The sequence below is a fragment of the Vibrio crassostreae genome, assembly GCF_041439375.1.
In the GTDB taxonomy this organism is placed as follows: domain Bacteria; phylum Pseudomonadota; class Gammaproteobacteria; order Enterobacterales; family Vibrionaceae; genus Vibrio; species Vibrio crassostreae_D.
Genome location: NZ_JBGONY010000001.1, coordinates 36,390 through 52,915, shown reverse-complemented (window position 1 = coordinate 52,915; position 16,526 = coordinate 36,390). Strand labels below are relative to the sequence as shown.

Below are 16,526 nucleotides of genomic sequence, written 5' to 3'. Positions count from 1 at the left end.
TAAAAAAGGGCAGTGATTCTGCCCTTTATTACATTTCTACGGTCATATGTGATGCGAAATCTAACTATCCTTGGCGCTACCGGCTCTATTGGTGCAAGTACACTAAAAGTCGTTGAGCAAAACCCAGATCTTTATACGGTCGTGGCACTAGCCTCCGGTTCGAATGTTGAAAAGATGCTGGCGCTAGTTGAAAAGTGGCAACCAAGCTATGTTGCGATGGCTTGCCCCGATGCAGCGTTTCAACTGAGTGATGTGTTGTCTTCGGATTACCCAAACATCAAAGTGCTTTCAGGCTCAGAAGGCATGTGTCAGGTCGCTTCCCTAGATGAAGTAGACACTGTTATGGCTGCGATTGTTGGCGCAGCAGGCTTGCTTCCTACTATGGCTGCGGTTAAGGCTAGTAAGCGTATCTTGCTTGCTAATAAAGAAGCCTTGGTGATGTCTGGACAGTTGTTTATAGACGCCGTGGAAAAGTACGGTGCTGAGCTACTTCCTGTCGACAGTGAACATAATGCTATCTTCCAGTGTTTGTCGCAAAACGTCCAAACCAATCTAGGTCGCTGTGATTTAGAAGCCAACGGTATTAACCATATTCTACTAACTGGTTCTGGTGGTCCTTTCCGTTATACCGACGTGGCTGAGTTGGAATCAGTGACTCCTGAACTCGCTATCGCACACCCTAACTGGTCTATGGGTCCTAAGATCTCGGTCGATTCTGCGACTATGATGAATAAAGGCTTAGAGTACATTGAGGCGAAATGGTTATTTAATGCCTCTCAAGAGCAGCTGAAAGTGATTATTCATCCTCAATCTGTGATTCATTCTATGGTTCAGTACAAGGACGGCTCTGTGCTTGCTCAAATGGGCGAACCGGATATGGCGACGCCAATCGCTTTAACGATGTCTTACCCTGAGCGAACAGAAGCGGGCGTTAAGCCTCTGGATTTCACTAAAGTGGGCGAGCTTACTTTTCTAGAGCCAGACTTTAGTCGTTACCCATGTTTAAGGTTAGCGATTGAAGCTTGCTACTTGGGTCAGCATGCTACAACCGCAATTAACGCGGCAAACGAAATTGCCGTCGATGCTTTCTTGAACAATCGAGTGAAGTTTACCGATATTGCTGTCATTAACGAACATGTTATGAGCAAAGTATGTGAACAACATAACTCTGAGGGCTTAGATAGCTTGGAAAGCCTTCTCGAGCTAGATAATATGTCTCGTCAATTAGCCAATCAATTTATTAAAGAGCAGCTAGCATGAGTGGAATTCTGTGGAACTTCGCATCCTTTATAGTAGCGCTTGGCATTCTGGTCGCTGTTCATGAGTTTGGACATTTCTGGGTTGCTCGTCGCTGTGGTGTGAAAGTTGAGAAATTCTCGATTGGTTTTGGTAAATCAATCTGGAGCAAAGTTGGCCGTGATGGTACGGAATACAGCTTGTCAGTCATTCCATTGGGCGGCTACGTTAAGATGCTTGATGGTCGTGTTGACGACCTTTCTGAAGACGAACAACAATACGCTTTTGATAAGAAGCAATTGTGGAAAAGAACGGCGATAGTTGGTGCAGGTCCTGCGTTTAACTTTATCTTTGCCGTCTTTGCGTATTGGCTAGTGTTTCTGATTGGCGTGCCGGCGGTTAAACCTGTAATCGGTGAAGTCACTCCGCAATCTATTGCTGCACAAGCCGGAATTGAAACTGGAATGGAACTTAAATCTATTTCAGGAATCAAAACCGCAGATTGGGAATCAGTCAATATGGGTTTGATATCACATATTGGTGATCAGTCCATGACTGTTACGGTTTCTTCTCAAGACGATATAGGCTTTGAACAGCAGATGACATTGGATATTTCAGACTGGTCATTCAACCCAGAAACTGAATCTGCAATGACAACGCTGGGCTTTAGACCGTATTCTCCAGAGATATCGACAGTGCTTGCTCAAGTCATTGATGACGGTGCGGCATACGATGCCGGAGTAAAGGCTGGCGACAAAATTGTTGAGATTAATGGACAGCCTATTGAACAGTGGCAGTGGCAGTCGGTTGTTGAGTTAATTCGTGCAAATCCAATGACATCATTGGACTTGGTCGTATTGCGAAATGGGGTTGAACAGCCATTAGTTATGACGCCAAAAAGTCGCGAGCTTTCTGATGGTTCGACAATTGGCTATGCAGGTATTGCTCCAGAAGTCGCAGAATGGCCAGAAGATTATCGCTTTGAGTTACAATTTGGTGTAATTGAGTCTGTAGGAAAAGCATTTGATAAAACAGGTCAAATCATTGGATTGACGCTGACAATGCTTAAGAAGCTCATCGTTGGTGATGTTGGCTTAAATAACTTGAGTGGCCCGATTTCAATAGCTAAAGGTGCAGGGACAACCGCCGATTACGGTTTGGTTTACTTCTTAGGCTTTTTGGCTCTGATTAGTGTTAACTTGGGTATTATTAATTTGGTTCCGCTGCCTATGCTTGATGGCGGACATTTGCTCTTTTTCGCTATTGAGGCCATTACTCGTAAACCGGTCCCTGAGAAAGTTCAGGAAATGGGATACAGAGTGGGAGGTGCAATCCTCTTCTCTTTGATGGCTCTGGCAATATTTAATGATTTTACTCGTCTGTGAATGGTTTCTCACAGGCATTGGTAGTAGCAAGGAATAATTAGAATAAGTATGGCGATTAAGCAAATTCTGTTCGCAAGTCTATTAGCCACTAGTGTGGCAGCGAATGGAGCACAAAACTTTGTAGTTCAAGATATCAAGATTGAAGGTTTACAGCGTGTTGCACTTGGTGCAGCTCTACTGAAAATGCCAGTACGTATTGGCGATGAAGTGGATGAAAGCGATGTATCTGAGATCATTCGTGCATTGTATGCTTCGGGTAACTTTGAGGATGTTAAAGTCCTTCGCGATGAAGGTGTTTTAGTTGTTCAAGTGAAAGAACGACCGACCATCGCAAGTATCTCATTCTCGGGTAACAAAGCGATCAAAGAAGAACAACTTCAACAGAACCTAGATGCGTCTGGCGTTCGTGAAGGTGAAGCCCTTGACCGTACTACGCTAAGCAACATAGAGAAAGGTCTTGAAGATTTTTACTACAGTGTTGGTAAGTACAACGCGACAGTAAAAGCGGTTGTGACGCCTTTGCCTCGTAATCGTTCTGACCTTAAGTTTGTCTTTACTGAAGGCGTATCTGCTAAGATTCAGCAAATCAACTTTATCGGTAACGAAGTCTTCTCAGACGCTGAGCTACTTAGCCGCTTTAATCTGAACGTTGATGTTGCATGGTGGAACTTCCTTGCGGATGAAAAATATCAGAAGCAAGTATTAGCGGGTGATATCGAAGCGCTGAAATCTTACTACCTCGACCGTGGTTACCTTAAGTTTAAGGTAGACTCTACTCAGGTTGCGATCTCTCCAGATAAGAAAGGCGTTTATATCACGCTTGGTATTGATGAAGGCGAAGCCTACACCGTTAAAGATGTCGCATTTCGTGGTGAACTCATCGGCCGTGAGGCTGATTTTGAAGCGCTAGTGCCATTTGAAGACGGTGATACTTATAACGGTTCATCGGTAACGTCTTTAGAAGAGAGCGTAAAACGAATTCTTGGTGAATCTGGTTATGCGTACCCACAAGTTCGTACGATTCCTGAATTCAATGATGAGACCAAAGAAGTGTCGTTAGTTATCAATGTAGAAGCGGGTAGCCGTATCTATGTTCGCGACATTCGATTCACGGGCAATAACTCAACGAAAGATGAAGTTCTTCGTCGTGAAATGCGTCAAATGGAAGGCAGTTGGCTTAACTCTAAGTCAATTGATACTGGTAAGAGCCGTCTTAACCGTTTAGGTTTCTTTGAAACGGTTGATGTACAAACAGTTCGTGTTCCTGGTAGTGAAGACCAAGTTGATTTGGTTTACAACGTTAAGGAAGCTAACTCAGGCAGCATCAACTTTGGTGTCGGCTACGGTACGGAATCAGGTGTCAGTTTCCAAGTTGGTTTACAACAAGACAACTTTGCAGGCTCAGGTAACCGTGTTGGTGTAAGTGCCATGATGAACGATTACCAAAAGAACGTGAGCTTAGACTACCGTGACCCATACTGGAACCTTGATGGTGTGAGTCTAGGCGGTAAGATCTTCTACAACGAATTCGAAGCCTCTGAAGCGGGTATTGTCGACTATACCAACCAAAGTTATGGTACTAGCCTAACATGGGGTTTCCCTATGGATGAGCTGAACCGTATCGAGTTTGGTGTTGGCTATACACACAACAAAATCGGTAACGTTCCGACCTATATCCAAGTTGAACAGTTCGCGAGAAGTATTGACCAATATGGTGACGAGCACATCTTAACCGATGATTTCGATATCAATATCTCTTGGACGCGTAATAACTTGAACCGTGGTTTCTTCCCAACAGAAGGTAACCACCAGCGTGCTTTCGCTAAAATGACGGTGCCAGGCTCTGATGCTCAGTACTTCAAAATGCAGTACGATGTAAAACATTACATCCCGCTGACCAAAAAGCATGAGTTCACACTATTGATGCGTGGCCGATTGGGCTATGGTAATGGTTATGGTCAAACGGATGGTAACGATAACTTGTTCCCATTCTACGAGAACTACTACGCAGGTGGTTTTACAACCCTACGTGGTTTTGGTTCTAACTCGGCTGGCCCGAAAGCCGTTTACGGAAGCAGCACAGGTAACAACCCAACCTACGATACTGCTACTGATGATTCAGTGGGTGGTAACGCGGTTGCTTTGGCAAGTCTAGAGTTAATTGTACCTACGCCGTTTGCTTCTGATGAAGCACGCAGCCAGATTCGTACCAGTGTCTTCTTCGATATGGCTAGTGTATGGGATACTGAATTTGTAGACCGTGGCGCGCCTAATAGTGGCGGCCAGTACTACTACGATTACTCTGATCCAACGAATTACCGTTCATCTTATGGTGCAGCCCTTCAATGGATGTCACCGATGGGCCCACTGGTTTTCTCTCTAGCGAAACCAGTTAAAATTTACGAAGGTGATGATGAGGAATTCTTCACATTTACCATTGGTAGAACTTTCTAATATTTAAAGGACAATATTTTGAAAAATATGATTAAAGCAGCAGGTTTAGGCCTTGTAGTTCTTAGCTCTTCTTTCTTTGCAACAGCTGCTGAAGCTGCGCAAAAAGTGGGTTATGTAAACACTGCACAAGTATTCCAGGCTCTACCTCAGCGTGAAGTTGTTCTTCAAAAAATGCAGGAAGAGTTCAAAGACAAAGCAGCTGAGCTGCAGAGCATTCAAGCTGAAGCAAAAACGAAGATTGAAAAGCTTAAGCGTGATGGCGAGCTACTAGGTCCTGACGAAGTTGAAAAGCTACGTATCGAAGTAGGTCAACTAGACAGCAAGTACAAAATCAAAGCTCAAGCACTAGAAAAAGCAAGCCAACGTCGTGAAGCACAAGAGAAGCAGAAGCTATTCAAAGTGATTCAAGATGCTGTAACTAAAGTTGCCGAGAAAGAAGGCTACGATATGATCGTTGATATTCAAGCTCTGCAATACGGCAAGCCAGAATACAACATCTCTGAGAAAGTAATTAAAGCACTGAAATAAGTTTTATGAAGAATCTAACTTTAGCCGAATTGGCAACGATTACCGGGGGAGAGCTACACGGAGATGGTACTATTACCGTTTCAGCAGTCGCTCCTATGGATAAAGCGCAAGAAGGTAACATTACGTTCCTTTCTAACGTAAAGTACAGCAAGCACCTAGGTGACTGTAAAGCATCCGCTATTATGGTTAAAGAGAGTGAGCGTGAACTTTGTAAGACGAACGTGATTGTGGTTAATGACCCTTACGTTGCTTTTGCTAAAGTTGCTCAAGCGCTTGATACTACTCCAGCACCCGCTGCGGCTATTGCTGATTCAGCTTCGATTGCAAGTGATGCGACCATTGGACAAAATGTGTCTATTGGTGCAAATGCTGTGATTGAGTCTGGTGTGGTACTTGGTGATGATGTGATCATCGGTGCTGGTTGCTTTATTGGTAAAAACGCGAAAGTTGGCTCTGGCACTAAGCTATGGGCTAACGTAAGTGTTTACCATGAAGTTGTGATTGGCGAAGCATGTTTGATTCAATCAAGCACGGTTATCGGCTCTGATGGCTTTGGTTATGCGAACGAGAAAGGCGAGTGGATTAAAATCCCACAAGTCGGTTCAGTTCGTATCGGTAACCGCGTAGAAATCGGCGCGTGTACTACCATCGACCGTGGTGCATTAGACGACACAATTATTGAAGATAACGTTATCTTAGATAACCAACTTCAAATTGCTCACAATGTTCACATCGGATATGGTTCAGCCCTTGCGGGTGGTACTATTGTAGCTGGCAGCACGACGATAGGTAAGTACTGTATTATTGGTGGTGGCTGTGTGATTAATGGTCACATTGAAATCATTGACGGCGTTACAATCACCGGTATGGGGATGGTAATGCGCAGCATCACTGAGAAAGGCATGTACTCTTCGGGTATTCCTTTACAGCCAAACAAAGATTGGCGTAAAACAGCAACGCGTGTTCATCGTATTGATGAAATGAACAAGCGTTTGAAAACCGTTGAAAAACTTATCGAGAAGAGCGCGGAATCATAATTCCAGCATTTCTAATAAAAGGCTCGCGTATAGCGAGTCTTTTTCGTTTATAATCCTTCTAATTAAATAAAGAATATACATAGGAATACGACTTTGACTACTGAACAGACAACGATGAACATTACTGAAATTCAGGAACTATTACCTCATCGCTACCCATTCTTAATGGTTGATCGTGTGACTAGCTTTGAAAAAGAAAAAACACTGACCGCAATTAAGAATGTCTCTGTTAACGAACCTCAGTTCACAGGCCACTTCCCTCAGCTTCCTGTATTCCCAGGCGTGTTGATCTTAGAAGCAATGGCACAAGCAACAGGCCTTCTAGCATTTAAATCTTTTGGTGCGCCTTCTGGCAACGAACTTTACTACTTTGCAAGTGTTGATAAAGCAAAATTCCGTAAGCCAGTCGTACCTGGTGACCAACTGGTTATCGAAGTTGAATTCTTAAAAGAGCGTCGTGGCATTGCATCGTTTAACGGTGTAGCGAAAGTTGACGGCGACGTTGTATGTTCAGCTGAACTTAAATGTGCTCGTAGAGAGTTTTAATATGATTCATGAAACAGCGAAAATTCACCCGGCAGCAGTAATCGAAGGTGATGTAACTATCGGTGCTAACGTGACAGTTGGGCCTTTCACTTACATTGCTGGTAACGTGACAATTGGTGACGACACTGAAGTGATGTCGCATGTTGTGATCAAAGGTCATACAACCATTGGTAAAGAAAACCGTATCTTCCCTCATGCTGTTATTGGTGAAGAAAACCAAGACAAGAAATACGGTGGTGAAGAGACAACAGTTGTGATCGGTGATCGCAACGTGATCCGTGAAGCGGTTCAAATCCACCGTGGTACGGTTCAAGACAAAGCAACCACAGTAATTGGTGATGACAACTTACTTTGTGTTAATGCTCACGTAGCACACGATGTTATTGTTGGTAACCACACTCATATTGGTAACAACGCTATTCTTGGCGGTCACGTTACGGTTGGCGACTACGCTGGTGTGATGGCGCTTTCTGCGATTCACCCATTCTGTTCTATTGGTGCTTACGCGTACATTGGTGGCTGTTCTGCTGTAGTTCAAGATGTACTGCCGTACGTGCTTGCACAGGGTAACCATGCTGCTCCATTCGGTCTGAACCTAGTGGGCTTGAAGCGTAACGGTTTTGAAAAACCAGAAATTCGTGCACTACAGAAAGCGTACAAAGAGTTATACCGTTCAGGTAAAACACTTGAAGAAGCGAAAGCGGCTTTAGTTGAAATGGCGAAAGAGTTTACTTCGGTGGCTCCTATGCTAGAAATGCTAGAGAATTCTGAGCGCGGTATTATTCGTTAATACTGGATGTGGTTGTGTACCAATCCGCGCAAGTATGACAATAATTACTTAATCAGATTGGTATAACAAAAAGATCGCTAATCATTAGGCGATCTTTTTTGTTTTAGGCAAGAAGGGAATTGGAAAACTATGGCACAGCAAGAAGCAGCAACCAACAGCACGGACTTTGTTTCGAATGAACCTCTGCGGGTAGGTATCGTTGTCGGAGAACTCTCTGGTGATACGCTTGGTGAAGGTTTTATCAAAGCAATCAAATCACAGTACCCGAATGCTGAATTCGTCGGTATTGGCGGACCCAAAATGAAGGCGCTTGGTTGTGAGTCTCTTTTCGAGATGGAAGAGCTAGCTGTCATGGGCTTAGTTGAAGTACTTGGCCGTTTACCTCGTCTGCTAAAAGTAAAAGCAGAGTTGGTTAAGTATTTCACTCAAAACCCACCAGATGTGTTTGTTGGTATCGATGCACCTGATTTCAACCTAAGACTTGAACTTGATCTTAAGAACGCAGGCATTAAAACGGTCCATTACGTGAGCCCTTCAGTGTGGGCTTGGCGTCCCAAGCGTATCTTTAAAATCGACAAAGCAACCGACTTGGTTTTGGCCTTCCTGCCATTCGAGAAAGCGTTTTACGATAAATACAACGTTGCCTGTGAATTTGTTGGCCACACGCTGGCAGACGCAATTCCTTTAGAACCAAGTAAACAAGATGCACGTGAGCTGTTAGGCTTAGACCAAGACAAACAGTGGTTAGCCGTATTGCCGGGCAGTCGAGGTGGTGAGATGGGGTTGATCGCTCAACCATTTATCGAAACGTGCCAGCGCATTAAGCAAAAATACCCTGACATCAATTTTGTTGTTGCGCTCGTGAATGAACAGCGTAAAAAACAGTTTACCGAAATCTGGCAAACAACAGCGCCTGAGCTTGAATTCACGTTAGTCGAAGATACGGCAACCAACGTGATTACCGCTGCTGACTCTGTGCTTCTGGCTTCCGGCACAGTGGCTCTTGAGTGTATGTTACTGAAGCGTCCAATGGTCGTTGGCTACAAAGTAAATAAGCTGACAGGCTACATTGTGAAGAAGCTAGCAATCACTGATTTCGTATCACTGCCGAATATTTTGGCTGGTGAAGAGATCGTGAAAGAGCATATTCTTGAGGAATGCCACCCAGACTTCTTGTTCCCATCTGTCGACAAAATGCTATCAGCCGACAACAGTGCATTGATCGAACGTTTTACCGAGATGCATCACTGGATTCGTAAAGATGCTGATAAGCAAGCCGCCAACGCAGTACTGAAATTGATTGGTCGAGAGTTTGTTGAATCATAAAGTGCAGCCTCAGAAAGCACTGACTTATAAGTTACAAAGAGAATTGTCATGGCAGTAAAAGAGAAAAAAGAGCTTCCTCCATTTGAATATCCGCAAGGCTACCAGTTGTTTGCTGGTGTGGATGAAGTAGGTCGTGGGCCATTGGTAGGCGATGTGGTGACTGCTGCGGTTATCCTAGATCCAAATAATCCAATCGAAGGCTTAAACGATTCAAAAAAACTGTCTGAGAAAAAGCGTCTTGCTCTGCTTCCTGAAATCAAGGAGAAAGCCTTGGCGTGGTCTGTTGGTCGCTGTTCGCCACAAGAAATTGATGAGCTGAATATTCTACAGGCAACTATGGTCGCTATGCAGCGCGCTATCGCTGGGTTGAGCGTTCAGCCTGACATGGCACTGATCGATGGTAACCGTGTTCCTGAACTGCCAATGGACGGTCTGGCTATTGTAAAGGGCGATTTACGAGTAGCAGAGATAAGTGCAGCGTCTATTATCGCTAAAGTGGTTCGTGACCAAGAGATGGAAGAACTCGACAAGTTGCATCCAGAGTTTGGTTTCGCGAAACACAAAGGTTACCCAACCAAAGCGCATTTCGAAGCGATTGAAAAACATGGTGTTACCGAGCATTACCGTAAGAGCTTTAAGCCAGTAAAACGTATCCTTGGCATAGATTAGAGCGTATTGATTAAGCTCTATCTAGACTAGAGCTTTACGTTAGCTAGACCTGGGCATCGAATAAAGTTGCTTACTTGCGTCAGAAAAAAATAGAATACACACAGTTGTAACCCTAGGCTCAAACCTAGAATTCAGGAAAAATAATGTCAGATCCAAAATTTGTTCACCTACGCGTACACAGTGACTTTTCGATGGTGGATGGCCTATCCAAGGTGCCACCATTAGTAAAAAAAGTCGCTGAAATGGGTATGCCTGCTCTAGCATTGACCGACTTTACCAACCTGTGTGGGTTGGTGAAGTTTTACGGTACTGCTCATGGGTGTGGGGTTAAACCAATTATTGGTGCTGACTTCTTGATGCAGTCTCCGGAATTCGGTGACGAGCTAACCAAGCTCACCGTCATTGCAACCGACAATAAAGGTTATAACAACCTAACGCTGCTTATCTCAAAAGCTTACCTTCGTGGTCATGTACAGCATCAGCCTGTTATCGATAAAGAGTGGTTGATTGAGAATGCCGAAGGCCTGATTATTCTATCGGGTGCCAAAGAAGGTGAGATTGGTAAGGCGCTACTGAAAGGTAACCGTGATTTGGTTGCAAGCAGCGTCGAGTTTTACAAGACGTACTTCGCCGACCGTTTTTACTTAGAACTGATTCGTACCGGACGACCGGATGAAGAGTCATACTTACACTTTGCGTTAGAGCTTGCTGAACAGGAAGACCTGCCTGTTGTCGCAACCAACGAAGTGGTTTTCCTAACTGAGGACCTGTTTGATGCTCATGAAATCCGCGTGGCGATCCATGACGGTTTCACTATGGTCGATCCTCGTCGTCCTAAGAACTACAGCGCGCAGCAATATCTTCGTAGTGAAGAAGAGATGTGTGAGCTGTTCTCTGATATTCCGGAAGCGTTAGAGAACAGTGTTGAGATTGCCAAGCGTTGTAACGTGACCGTTCGTTTAGGGGAATACTTCCTGCCTAACTTCCCTACGGAAGGTTTGGCGATTGAAGACTTCTTGATCAAGAAATCTGAAGAAGGTCTTGAACGACGTTTGGCGTTCCTGTTCCCTGACGAAAAAGTTCGCGCTGAGCGCAGACCTGAATACGATGAGCGACTCAAGATCGAGCTCGAAGTTGTCAATAACATGGGTTTCCCAGGTTACTTCTTGATCGTAATGGAGTTCATTCAGTGGTCAAAAGACAACGATGTGCCAGTAGGTCCAGGGCGTGGTTCTGGTGCTGGCTCTCTAGTAGCTTACGCCTTGGATATCACCGATCTCGATCCACTTGAATACGATCTCCTTTTCGAACGTTTCTTGAACCCAGAACGTGTCTCCATGCCCGATTTCGATATCGACTTCTGTATGGATAAGCGTGACCAAGTTATCGACCACGTTGCTGAGATGTACGGGCGTGATGCGGTATCTCAGATCATCACTTTTGGTACCATGGCGGCGAAAGCGGTAATTCGCGACGTAGGCCGTGTACTGGGTCACCCATTTGGCTTCGTCGATCGAATTTCAAAGCTTGTACCGCCAGATCCTGGTATGACGTTGGAGAAAGCATTCCTTGCTGAACCGGCACTGCCGGAGCTTTACGATGGCGATGAAGAAGTTCGCGAACTGATCGATAAATGTCGCATTCTTGAAGGTTGTACGCGAAACGCCGGTAAACACGCGGGTGGTGTTGTAATCTCACCAACCACGATCACTGACTTTGCACCAATCTATGCCGATGCTGAAGGTAACTTCCCAGTAACGCAATTCGATAAGAATGACGTTGAAACGGCTGGCTTGGTTAAGTTCGACTTCTTGGGCCTGCGTACCCTGACCATCATCGATTGGGCGTTGGGCCTCGTAAACCCTCGCCTGAAGAAAGAGGGTAAAGAGCCAGTTCGTATTGAGTCGATTCCTCTTGATGACCAAGCGTCGTTCAATCTATTACAAAATTCTGAAACGACTGCGGTATTCCAGCTGGAATCGCGTGGTATGAAAGACCTGATCAAACGTCTACAGCCCGACTGTTTTGAAGATATCATCGCATTGGTAGCCCTGTTCCGTCCGGGTCCTCTGCAATCAGGCATGGTAGATAACTTTATCGACCGTAAACATGGCCGTGAAGCGGTTTCTTACCCTGATGAAACGTGGCAACACGAATCACTGAAAGAGACACTAGAACCTACCTACGGCATCATCCTGTATCAAGAACAGGTAATGCAGATCGCACAGATTCTGGCAGGCTATACGCTTGGCGGCGCGGATATGTTGCGTCGTGCGATGGGTAAGAAAAAGCCAGAAGAGATGGCGAAACAGCGTGGTACCTTTAAAGAGGGTGCTGAAGCCAATGGTGTTGATGGCGAACTTGCCATGAAGATCTTTGACTTGGTAGAGAAATTTGCGGGCTACGGCTTCAACAAATCTCACTCGGCTGCATACGCACTGGTTTCTTACCAAACGCTGTGGTTGAAAACGCACTACCCAGCGGAATTTATGGCTGCGGTAATGACGGCTGATATGGATAACACCGAGAAGGTTATTGGCCTTGTTGATGAGTGTTTCCGTATGAAGCTCAAGCTGCTCCCACCGGATATCAACTCGGGCTTGTACCGCTTTAACGTCGATGAAGATGGCGCGATTGTTTATGGTATCGGCGCGATCAAAGGGGTAGGTGAAGGCCCTATTGAAGCGATCATCGAAGCACGAAATAAGGGCGGTTACTTTAAAGACTTATTCGACTTCTGTGCGCGTCTTGATCTGAAGAAGGTCAACAAACGTGTTATCGAAAAGTTGATTCTATCCGGTGCCTTAGATAGATTAGGTCCTCACCGTGCAGCGATGATGGCTTCATTGCCGGATGCGGTTAAAGCGGCAAGCCAACATCACCACGCTGAGTCCTTTGGACAATCAGATATGTTTGGCGTGTTGACCGATGCTCCGGAAGAGGTTGAACACAAGTATACCCAAGTGCCTAAGTGGCCTGAGAAGGTTTGGCTTGAGGGCGAACGCGAAACGCTTGGTTTGTATCTAACTGGTCACCCGGTTAACGCTTACATCAAAGAGTTAGCGAAATACACCAGCTGTCGCTTGAAAGATGCCACGCCAACGCGTCGTGACCAATCATTAACGATTGCCGGTTTGGTGATTGCTGCGAGAGTGATGACCACTAAGCGCGGTACACGAATCGGTTTGATGACACTTGATGACCGATCTGGGCGAATGGAAGTGATGTTGTTTTCTGATGCGCTCGATCGCTACGCAGAGTTGCTCGAAAAAGACAAAATTGTGGTCGTTTCCGGACAGGTCAGCTTTGATGATTTCAATGGCGGGCTTAAAATGTCCGCGCGCGAGGTCATGGACTTAGGAAGCGCCCGTGAGAAATATGCTCGTGGGGTGTCGATATCTATCGACCAATCCCAAATTAACGGTCAATTTTTTGAACGCTTTAGTCAAATCTTAGAACCTTATAGAGCCGGAACGGTCCCAGTCAATGTATACTACCAGCGTGCCGACGCTAGAGCGCGGTTAACATTGGGCACAGAATGGCGTGTGACGCCAAGTGATACATTACTAGACGAATTAAAACAGCTGCTTGGAAATAGCCAAGTAGAACTCGAATTTAACTAAAATTTAGCTTCGCGAATACGGAGCTGAATCAACAAGGATTCATAGATGAGCCTGAACTTTCTAGAATTTGAAAAGCCTATCGCTGAACTTGAAGCAAAAATCGAAGCGCTACGTGACGTTTCGCGTCATGGTGGTGACACAGCGGTAGATCTAGACAAAGAAATCGAACAACTAGAGAAAAAAAGCTTAGAGCTTAAACAGAAAATCTTTAGTGACTTAGGTGCATGGCAGGTTGCTCAACTTGCTCGTCACCCTCAACGTCCTTACACAAAAGATTACCTGGAGCATGCATTCACAGAGTTTGAAGAGATGGCGGGCGATCGCGCTTACGCTGACGACAAAGCTATTGTGGGTGGTATGGCTCGTCTAAATGGCCGTCCTGTTATGGTTATTGGTCACCAGAAAGGTCGCGAGACTAAAGAGAAAGTGATCCGTAACTTTGGTATGCCAAAGCCAGAAGGTTACCGTAAGGCGCTACGTCTAATGGAAACCGCTGAGCGTTTCAACATGCCTATTATTACTTTCATCGACACAGCGGGCGCATACCCAGGTGTTGGTGCTGAAGAGCGTGGTCAATCTGAAGCTATCGCGAAAAACCTAAAGGTTATGGCTGGTCTTTCTGTTCCAGTTATCTGTAACGTTGTGGGTGAAGGCGGTTCTGGTGGTGCACTAGCGATTGGTGTTGGTGACTACGTGAACATGCTTCAGTACTCTACGTATTCAGTAATCTCTCCAGAAGGTTGTGCTTCAATCCTATGGCGTGATTCAGATAAAGCCCCACAAGCAGCTGAAGCGATGGGCCTGATTGCTCCTCGTCTTAAAGAGCTTGAGCTTATCGACGAAATCATTCCTGAGCCTCTAGGTGGCGCGCACCGCGACCCTGCACAAACCGCTCAGAACATGAAAGACATGCTAGTTAAACAGCTAGAAGAGCTAGAGCAGTTTGATAACGAAACGCTTCTTGAGCGTCGTTACCAGCGTCTAATGAGCTACGGCTACTGCTGATAAGTTACCTTAGTAATAAGGTCTGCTTAACGTAACAAGTTGATGAAAGGGTTGGACTCAGTGCCAACCCTTTTTTATTATTAAAACATTATCCTTTCACACACGACCTCTTGGTTTAGTAGCCTCATGACACACTTAATTGATACTTTCACATCTGTACTTGATCAAAGCGCGCTTAAGCCTCGTAGTAGGTTGGTCGTCGCTTTCAGTGGTGGTGTCGATTCACGAGTGTTGTTGGAGTTATCCGCTCAATATGCCCAAGCGCACGACATTGAGTGCCATGCGGTTCATGTGCACCATGGCTTAAGTACAAATGCAGACCTCTGGGTAGAACAATGCCAAACATGGTGTGATGGTTTGTCTATTCCATTAGCTATTGAGCGAGTGTCGTTGGATGTTAACAGTGGAGAAAGCATAGAAAAACTCGCTAGAGATGCTAGGTATCACGCCTTCAAACAACATATTCGATATGGGGATGTGCTTGTTACAGGTCAACACCTCGATGATCAAGTAGAGACTTTCTTGTTAGCGTTGAAGCGTGGCAGTGGGCCTAAAGGCCTCTCTTCAATGGCGAAAGTGATGCCGTTTGTTGATGCTCATATTGTTCGCCCTATGCTATCGGTAACTCGAACCGAGATTGAAGCAGCTGCTTACGGCATGGGCTTAACTTGGGTAGAAGATGAGAGTAATCAGGATGTGCGTTTTGACCGAAACTTTATTCGTCATCAAGTGACTCCGGTGCTGACTGAGCGTTGGCCGAGCTTTCGTGAGTCGGTCAGTCGTAGTGCTCAGCTTTGTGCGGAGCAAGAGTTATTGCTCGATGAGTTACTTGAGTCACACTTTCAGCAAGCTTTGGGAGATAGTCAGAGCTTAAGCATTGAGGCGTTATCTCAACACTCAGACTTGTTACGAGCACGACTGTTAAGAATGTGGTTGAGTCATTGTAATCAAGCAATGCCGAGTCAAAAGCAGCTCAAGCTTATCTGGAATGAAGTGGCGTGCGCTCAGGTTGATGCCAACCCTAAATTGGTGTTGAATGAGGTTGAGGTTAGGCGTTTTAATCATCAGCTCTACATAGTGAAAGAGACTAAGGACTTGTCGAGTTGGCATGCCGATGTAGTGCTTGGTGATAGCTTGCAACTGCCCGATGGTTTAGGGAAATTACAATTCATGCCATCACAGAGTGATGCTGTATCGAATGGTCGTAATTCGCAAAGCTTCAGCTTGAAGGGGTTAAACGGAGCGCTACGAGTGATCTTCAACCCTGAAGGATTATCAGCGCATCCTGTTGGACGCGGTCATAGCAGAAAGCTCAAAAAACTCTTTCAAGAGTACCAAGTACCCAGTTGGTTACGACGCAGAACGCCAATATTAATGGATGGCGATCGAGTGATCGCTGTTTTAGGCTTATTCGTAGATAAAAACTACGAAGGTCAAGATTGTGAAGCGCTTTGGAGCAAGTAGAAAAAGTTTGTGTCACAATTCACCGTCACTTTAATAAAAATAATTAATGGAATATGCAATGAAGAAAATTACACTAGGATTAGTTCTTGGATTTGGACTATTGAGTGGTAACGCTCTGGCGGGTGATGTTGCTGCGGGTCAAGCTAAAGCAGCAATCTGTGCAGCATGTCATGGTGCTGACGGTATCGCAGTGATCCCAGGTTACCCAAACCTTAAAGGTCAAAACGAGCAATACATCGCTTCATCAATTAACGCATATAAGAACGGCCAGCGTACCGGCGGTTTGGCCGCTGTAATGCAGGCTCAAGCTTCAATGCTGAATGATGCAGATATTGCTAATCTAGCCGCTTACTACGCAAGCCTTAAGTAAAACCTTCTTAAAGCGCTGATTAAACAAGATGATAAATTTCGAGCCAGAGCTTTAAAGCTCTGGCTTTTTTCATTGAATGTTTACTATAGCTAA

The 16,526-nt window shown here is 45.2% G+C and carries 13 protein-coding genes; all 13 read left to right on the top strand.

What is annotated here, in order from left to right; translation table 11 throughout:
- Positions 1-51: 51 nt before the first annotated feature.
- The 13 genes from ispC to ACED45_RS00190 all read left to right on the top strand — a co-directional run bounded on the left by ispC (position 52) and on the right by ACED45_RS00190 (position 16,433).
- A complete protein-coding gene (ispC, locus tag ACED45_RS00250; RefSeq protein ID WP_371713091.1) occupies positions 52-1,260 on the top strand; it encodes a 1-deoxy-D-xylulose-5-phosphate reductoisomerase in 1,209 nt (402 codons plus the stop codon).
- The gene (gene rseP, locus ACED45_RS00245; RefSeq protein ID WP_371713090.1) at positions 1,257-2,621 is read left to right on the top strand and encodes a sigma E protease regulator RseP; all 1,365 of its coding nucleotides are present in this window, start codon (positions 1,257-1,259) and stop codon (positions 2,619-2,621) included. The genes ispC and rseP overlap by 4 nt, the downstream gene beginning before the upstream one ends.
- A gap of 48 nt (positions 2,622-2,669) precedes the next feature.
- Entirely contained in the window at positions 2,670-5,075 is a 2,406-nt protein-coding gene (bamA, locus tag ACED45_RS00240) for an outer membrane protein assembly factor BamA (RefSeq protein ID WP_371713089.1), read from the top strand.
- A gap of 27 nt (positions 5,076-5,102) precedes the next feature.
- Entirely contained in the window at positions 5,103-5,603 is a 501-nt protein-coding gene (locus ACED45_RS00235; protein ID WP_017056311.1) for an OmpH family outer membrane protein, read from the top strand.
- Between the two features lie 5 nt (positions 5,604-5,608).
- Positions 5,609-6,640, top strand: coding sequence for a UDP-3-O-(3-hydroxymyristoyl)glucosamine N-acyltransferase (gene lpxD / locus ACED45_RS00230; RefSeq protein ID WP_048661223.1), 1,032 nt, complete (start codon positions 5,609-5,611; stop codon positions 6,638-6,640).
- A 93-nt stretch (positions 6,641-6,733) separates the two neighbouring features.
- Positions 6,734-7,186: a 3-hydroxyacyl-ACP dehydratase FabZ gene (fabZ, locus tag ACED45_RS00225; protein WP_048661224.1), complete on the top strand. Its 453-nt coding sequence runs from the start codon at positions 6,734-6,736 to the stop codon at positions 7,184-7,186.
- A gap of 1 nt (position 7,187) precedes the next feature.
- Positions 7,188-7,976: an acyl-ACP--UDP-N-acetylglucosamine O-acyltransferase gene (gene lpxA, locus ACED45_RS00220; protein WP_048606664.1), complete on the top strand. Its 789-nt coding sequence runs from the start codon at positions 7,188-7,190 to the stop codon at positions 7,974-7,976.
- Between the two features lie 129 nt (positions 7,977-8,105).
- Positions 8,106-9,302 carry a lipid-A-disaccharide synthase gene (lpxB, locus tag ACED45_RS00215; protein WP_048664585.1) on the top strand — a complete coding sequence of 399 codons (1,197 nt, stop codon included), beginning with the start codon at positions 8,106-8,108 and terminating at the stop codon, positions 9,300-9,302.
- A 48-nt stretch (positions 9,303-9,350) separates the two neighbouring features.
- Entirely contained in the window at positions 9,351-9,971 is a 621-nt protein-coding gene (rnhB, locus tag ACED45_RS00210; protein WP_048606660.1) for a ribonuclease HII, read from the top strand.
- 143 nt (positions 9,972-10,114) lie between these two features.
- Complete coding sequence (dnaE, locus tag ACED45_RS00205) at positions 10,115-13,594, top strand: DNA polymerase III subunit alpha (protein ID WP_048664589.1); 3,480 nt, start codon at positions 10,115-10,117, stop codon at positions 13,592-13,594.
- Between the two features lie 45 nt (positions 13,595-13,639).
- Positions 13,640-14,599, top strand: coding sequence for an acetyl-CoA carboxylase carboxyl transferase subunit alpha (gene accA / locus ACED45_RS00200; RefSeq protein WP_017060731.1), 960 nt, complete (start codon positions 13,640-13,642; stop codon positions 14,597-14,599).
- 126 nt (positions 14,600-14,725) lie between these two features.
- The gene (tilS, locus tag ACED45_RS00195) at positions 14,726-16,063 is read left to right on the top strand and encodes a tRNA lysidine(34) synthetase TilS (RefSeq protein WP_048661227.1); all 1,338 of its coding nucleotides are present in this window, start codon (positions 14,726-14,728) and stop codon (positions 16,061-16,063) included.
- 58 nt (positions 16,064-16,121) lie between these two features.
- On the top strand, positions 16,122-16,433 hold the full coding sequence (locus ACED45_RS00190) for a c-type cytochrome (RefSeq protein ID WP_048661228.1): 312 nt from the start codon (positions 16,122-16,124) through the stop codon (positions 16,431-16,433).
- The last annotated feature ends 93 nt before the right edge of the window (positions 16,434-16,526 follow it).

Bases quoted from the DNA above. Each gene is read 5' to 3' on its own strand.
- lpxA (WP_048606664.1), top strand. From the start codon at position 7,188: ATGATTCATGAAACAGCGAAAATTCACCCGGCAGCAGTAATCGAAGGT.
- ACED45_RS00235 (WP_017056311.1), top strand. From the start codon at position 5,103: ATGATTAAAGCAGCAGGTTTAGGCCTTGTAGTTCTTAGCTCTTCTTTC.
- rseP (WP_371713090.1), top strand. From the start codon at position 1,257: ATGAGTGGAATTCTGTGGAACTTCGCATCCTTTATAGTAGCGCTTGGC.
- lpxD (WP_048661223.1), top strand. From the start codon at position 5,609: ATGAAGAATCTAACTTTAGCCGAATTGGCAACGATTACCGGGGGAGAG.
- accA (WP_017060731.1), top strand. From the start codon at position 13,640: ATGAGCCTGAACTTTCTAGAATTTGAAAAGCCTATCGCTGAACTTGAA.
- ACED45_RS00190 (WP_048661228.1), top strand. From the start codon at position 16,122: ATGAAGAAAATTACACTAGGATTAGTTCTTGGATTTGGACTATTGAGT.
- bamA (WP_371713089.1), top strand. From the start codon at position 2,670: ATGGCGATTAAGCAAATTCTGTTCGCAAGTCTATTAGCCACTAGTGTG.
- dnaE (WP_048664589.1), top strand. From the start codon at position 10,115: ATGTCAGATCCAAAATTTGTTCACCTACGCGTACACAGTGACTTTTCG.
- ispC (WP_371713091.1), top strand. From the start codon at position 52: ATGCGAAATCTAACTATCCTTGGCGCTACCGGCTCTATTGGTGCAAGT.
- tilS (WP_048661227.1), top strand. From the start codon at position 14,726: ATGACACACTTAATTGATACTTTCACATCTGTACTTGATCAAAGCGCG.
- lpxB (WP_048664585.1), top strand. From the start codon at position 8,106: ATGGCACAGCAAGAAGCAGCAACCAACAGCACGGACTTTGTTTCGAAT.
- rnhB (WP_048606660.1), top strand. From the start codon at position 9,351: ATGGCAGTAAAAGAGAAAAAAGAGCTTCCTCCATTTGAATATCCGCAA.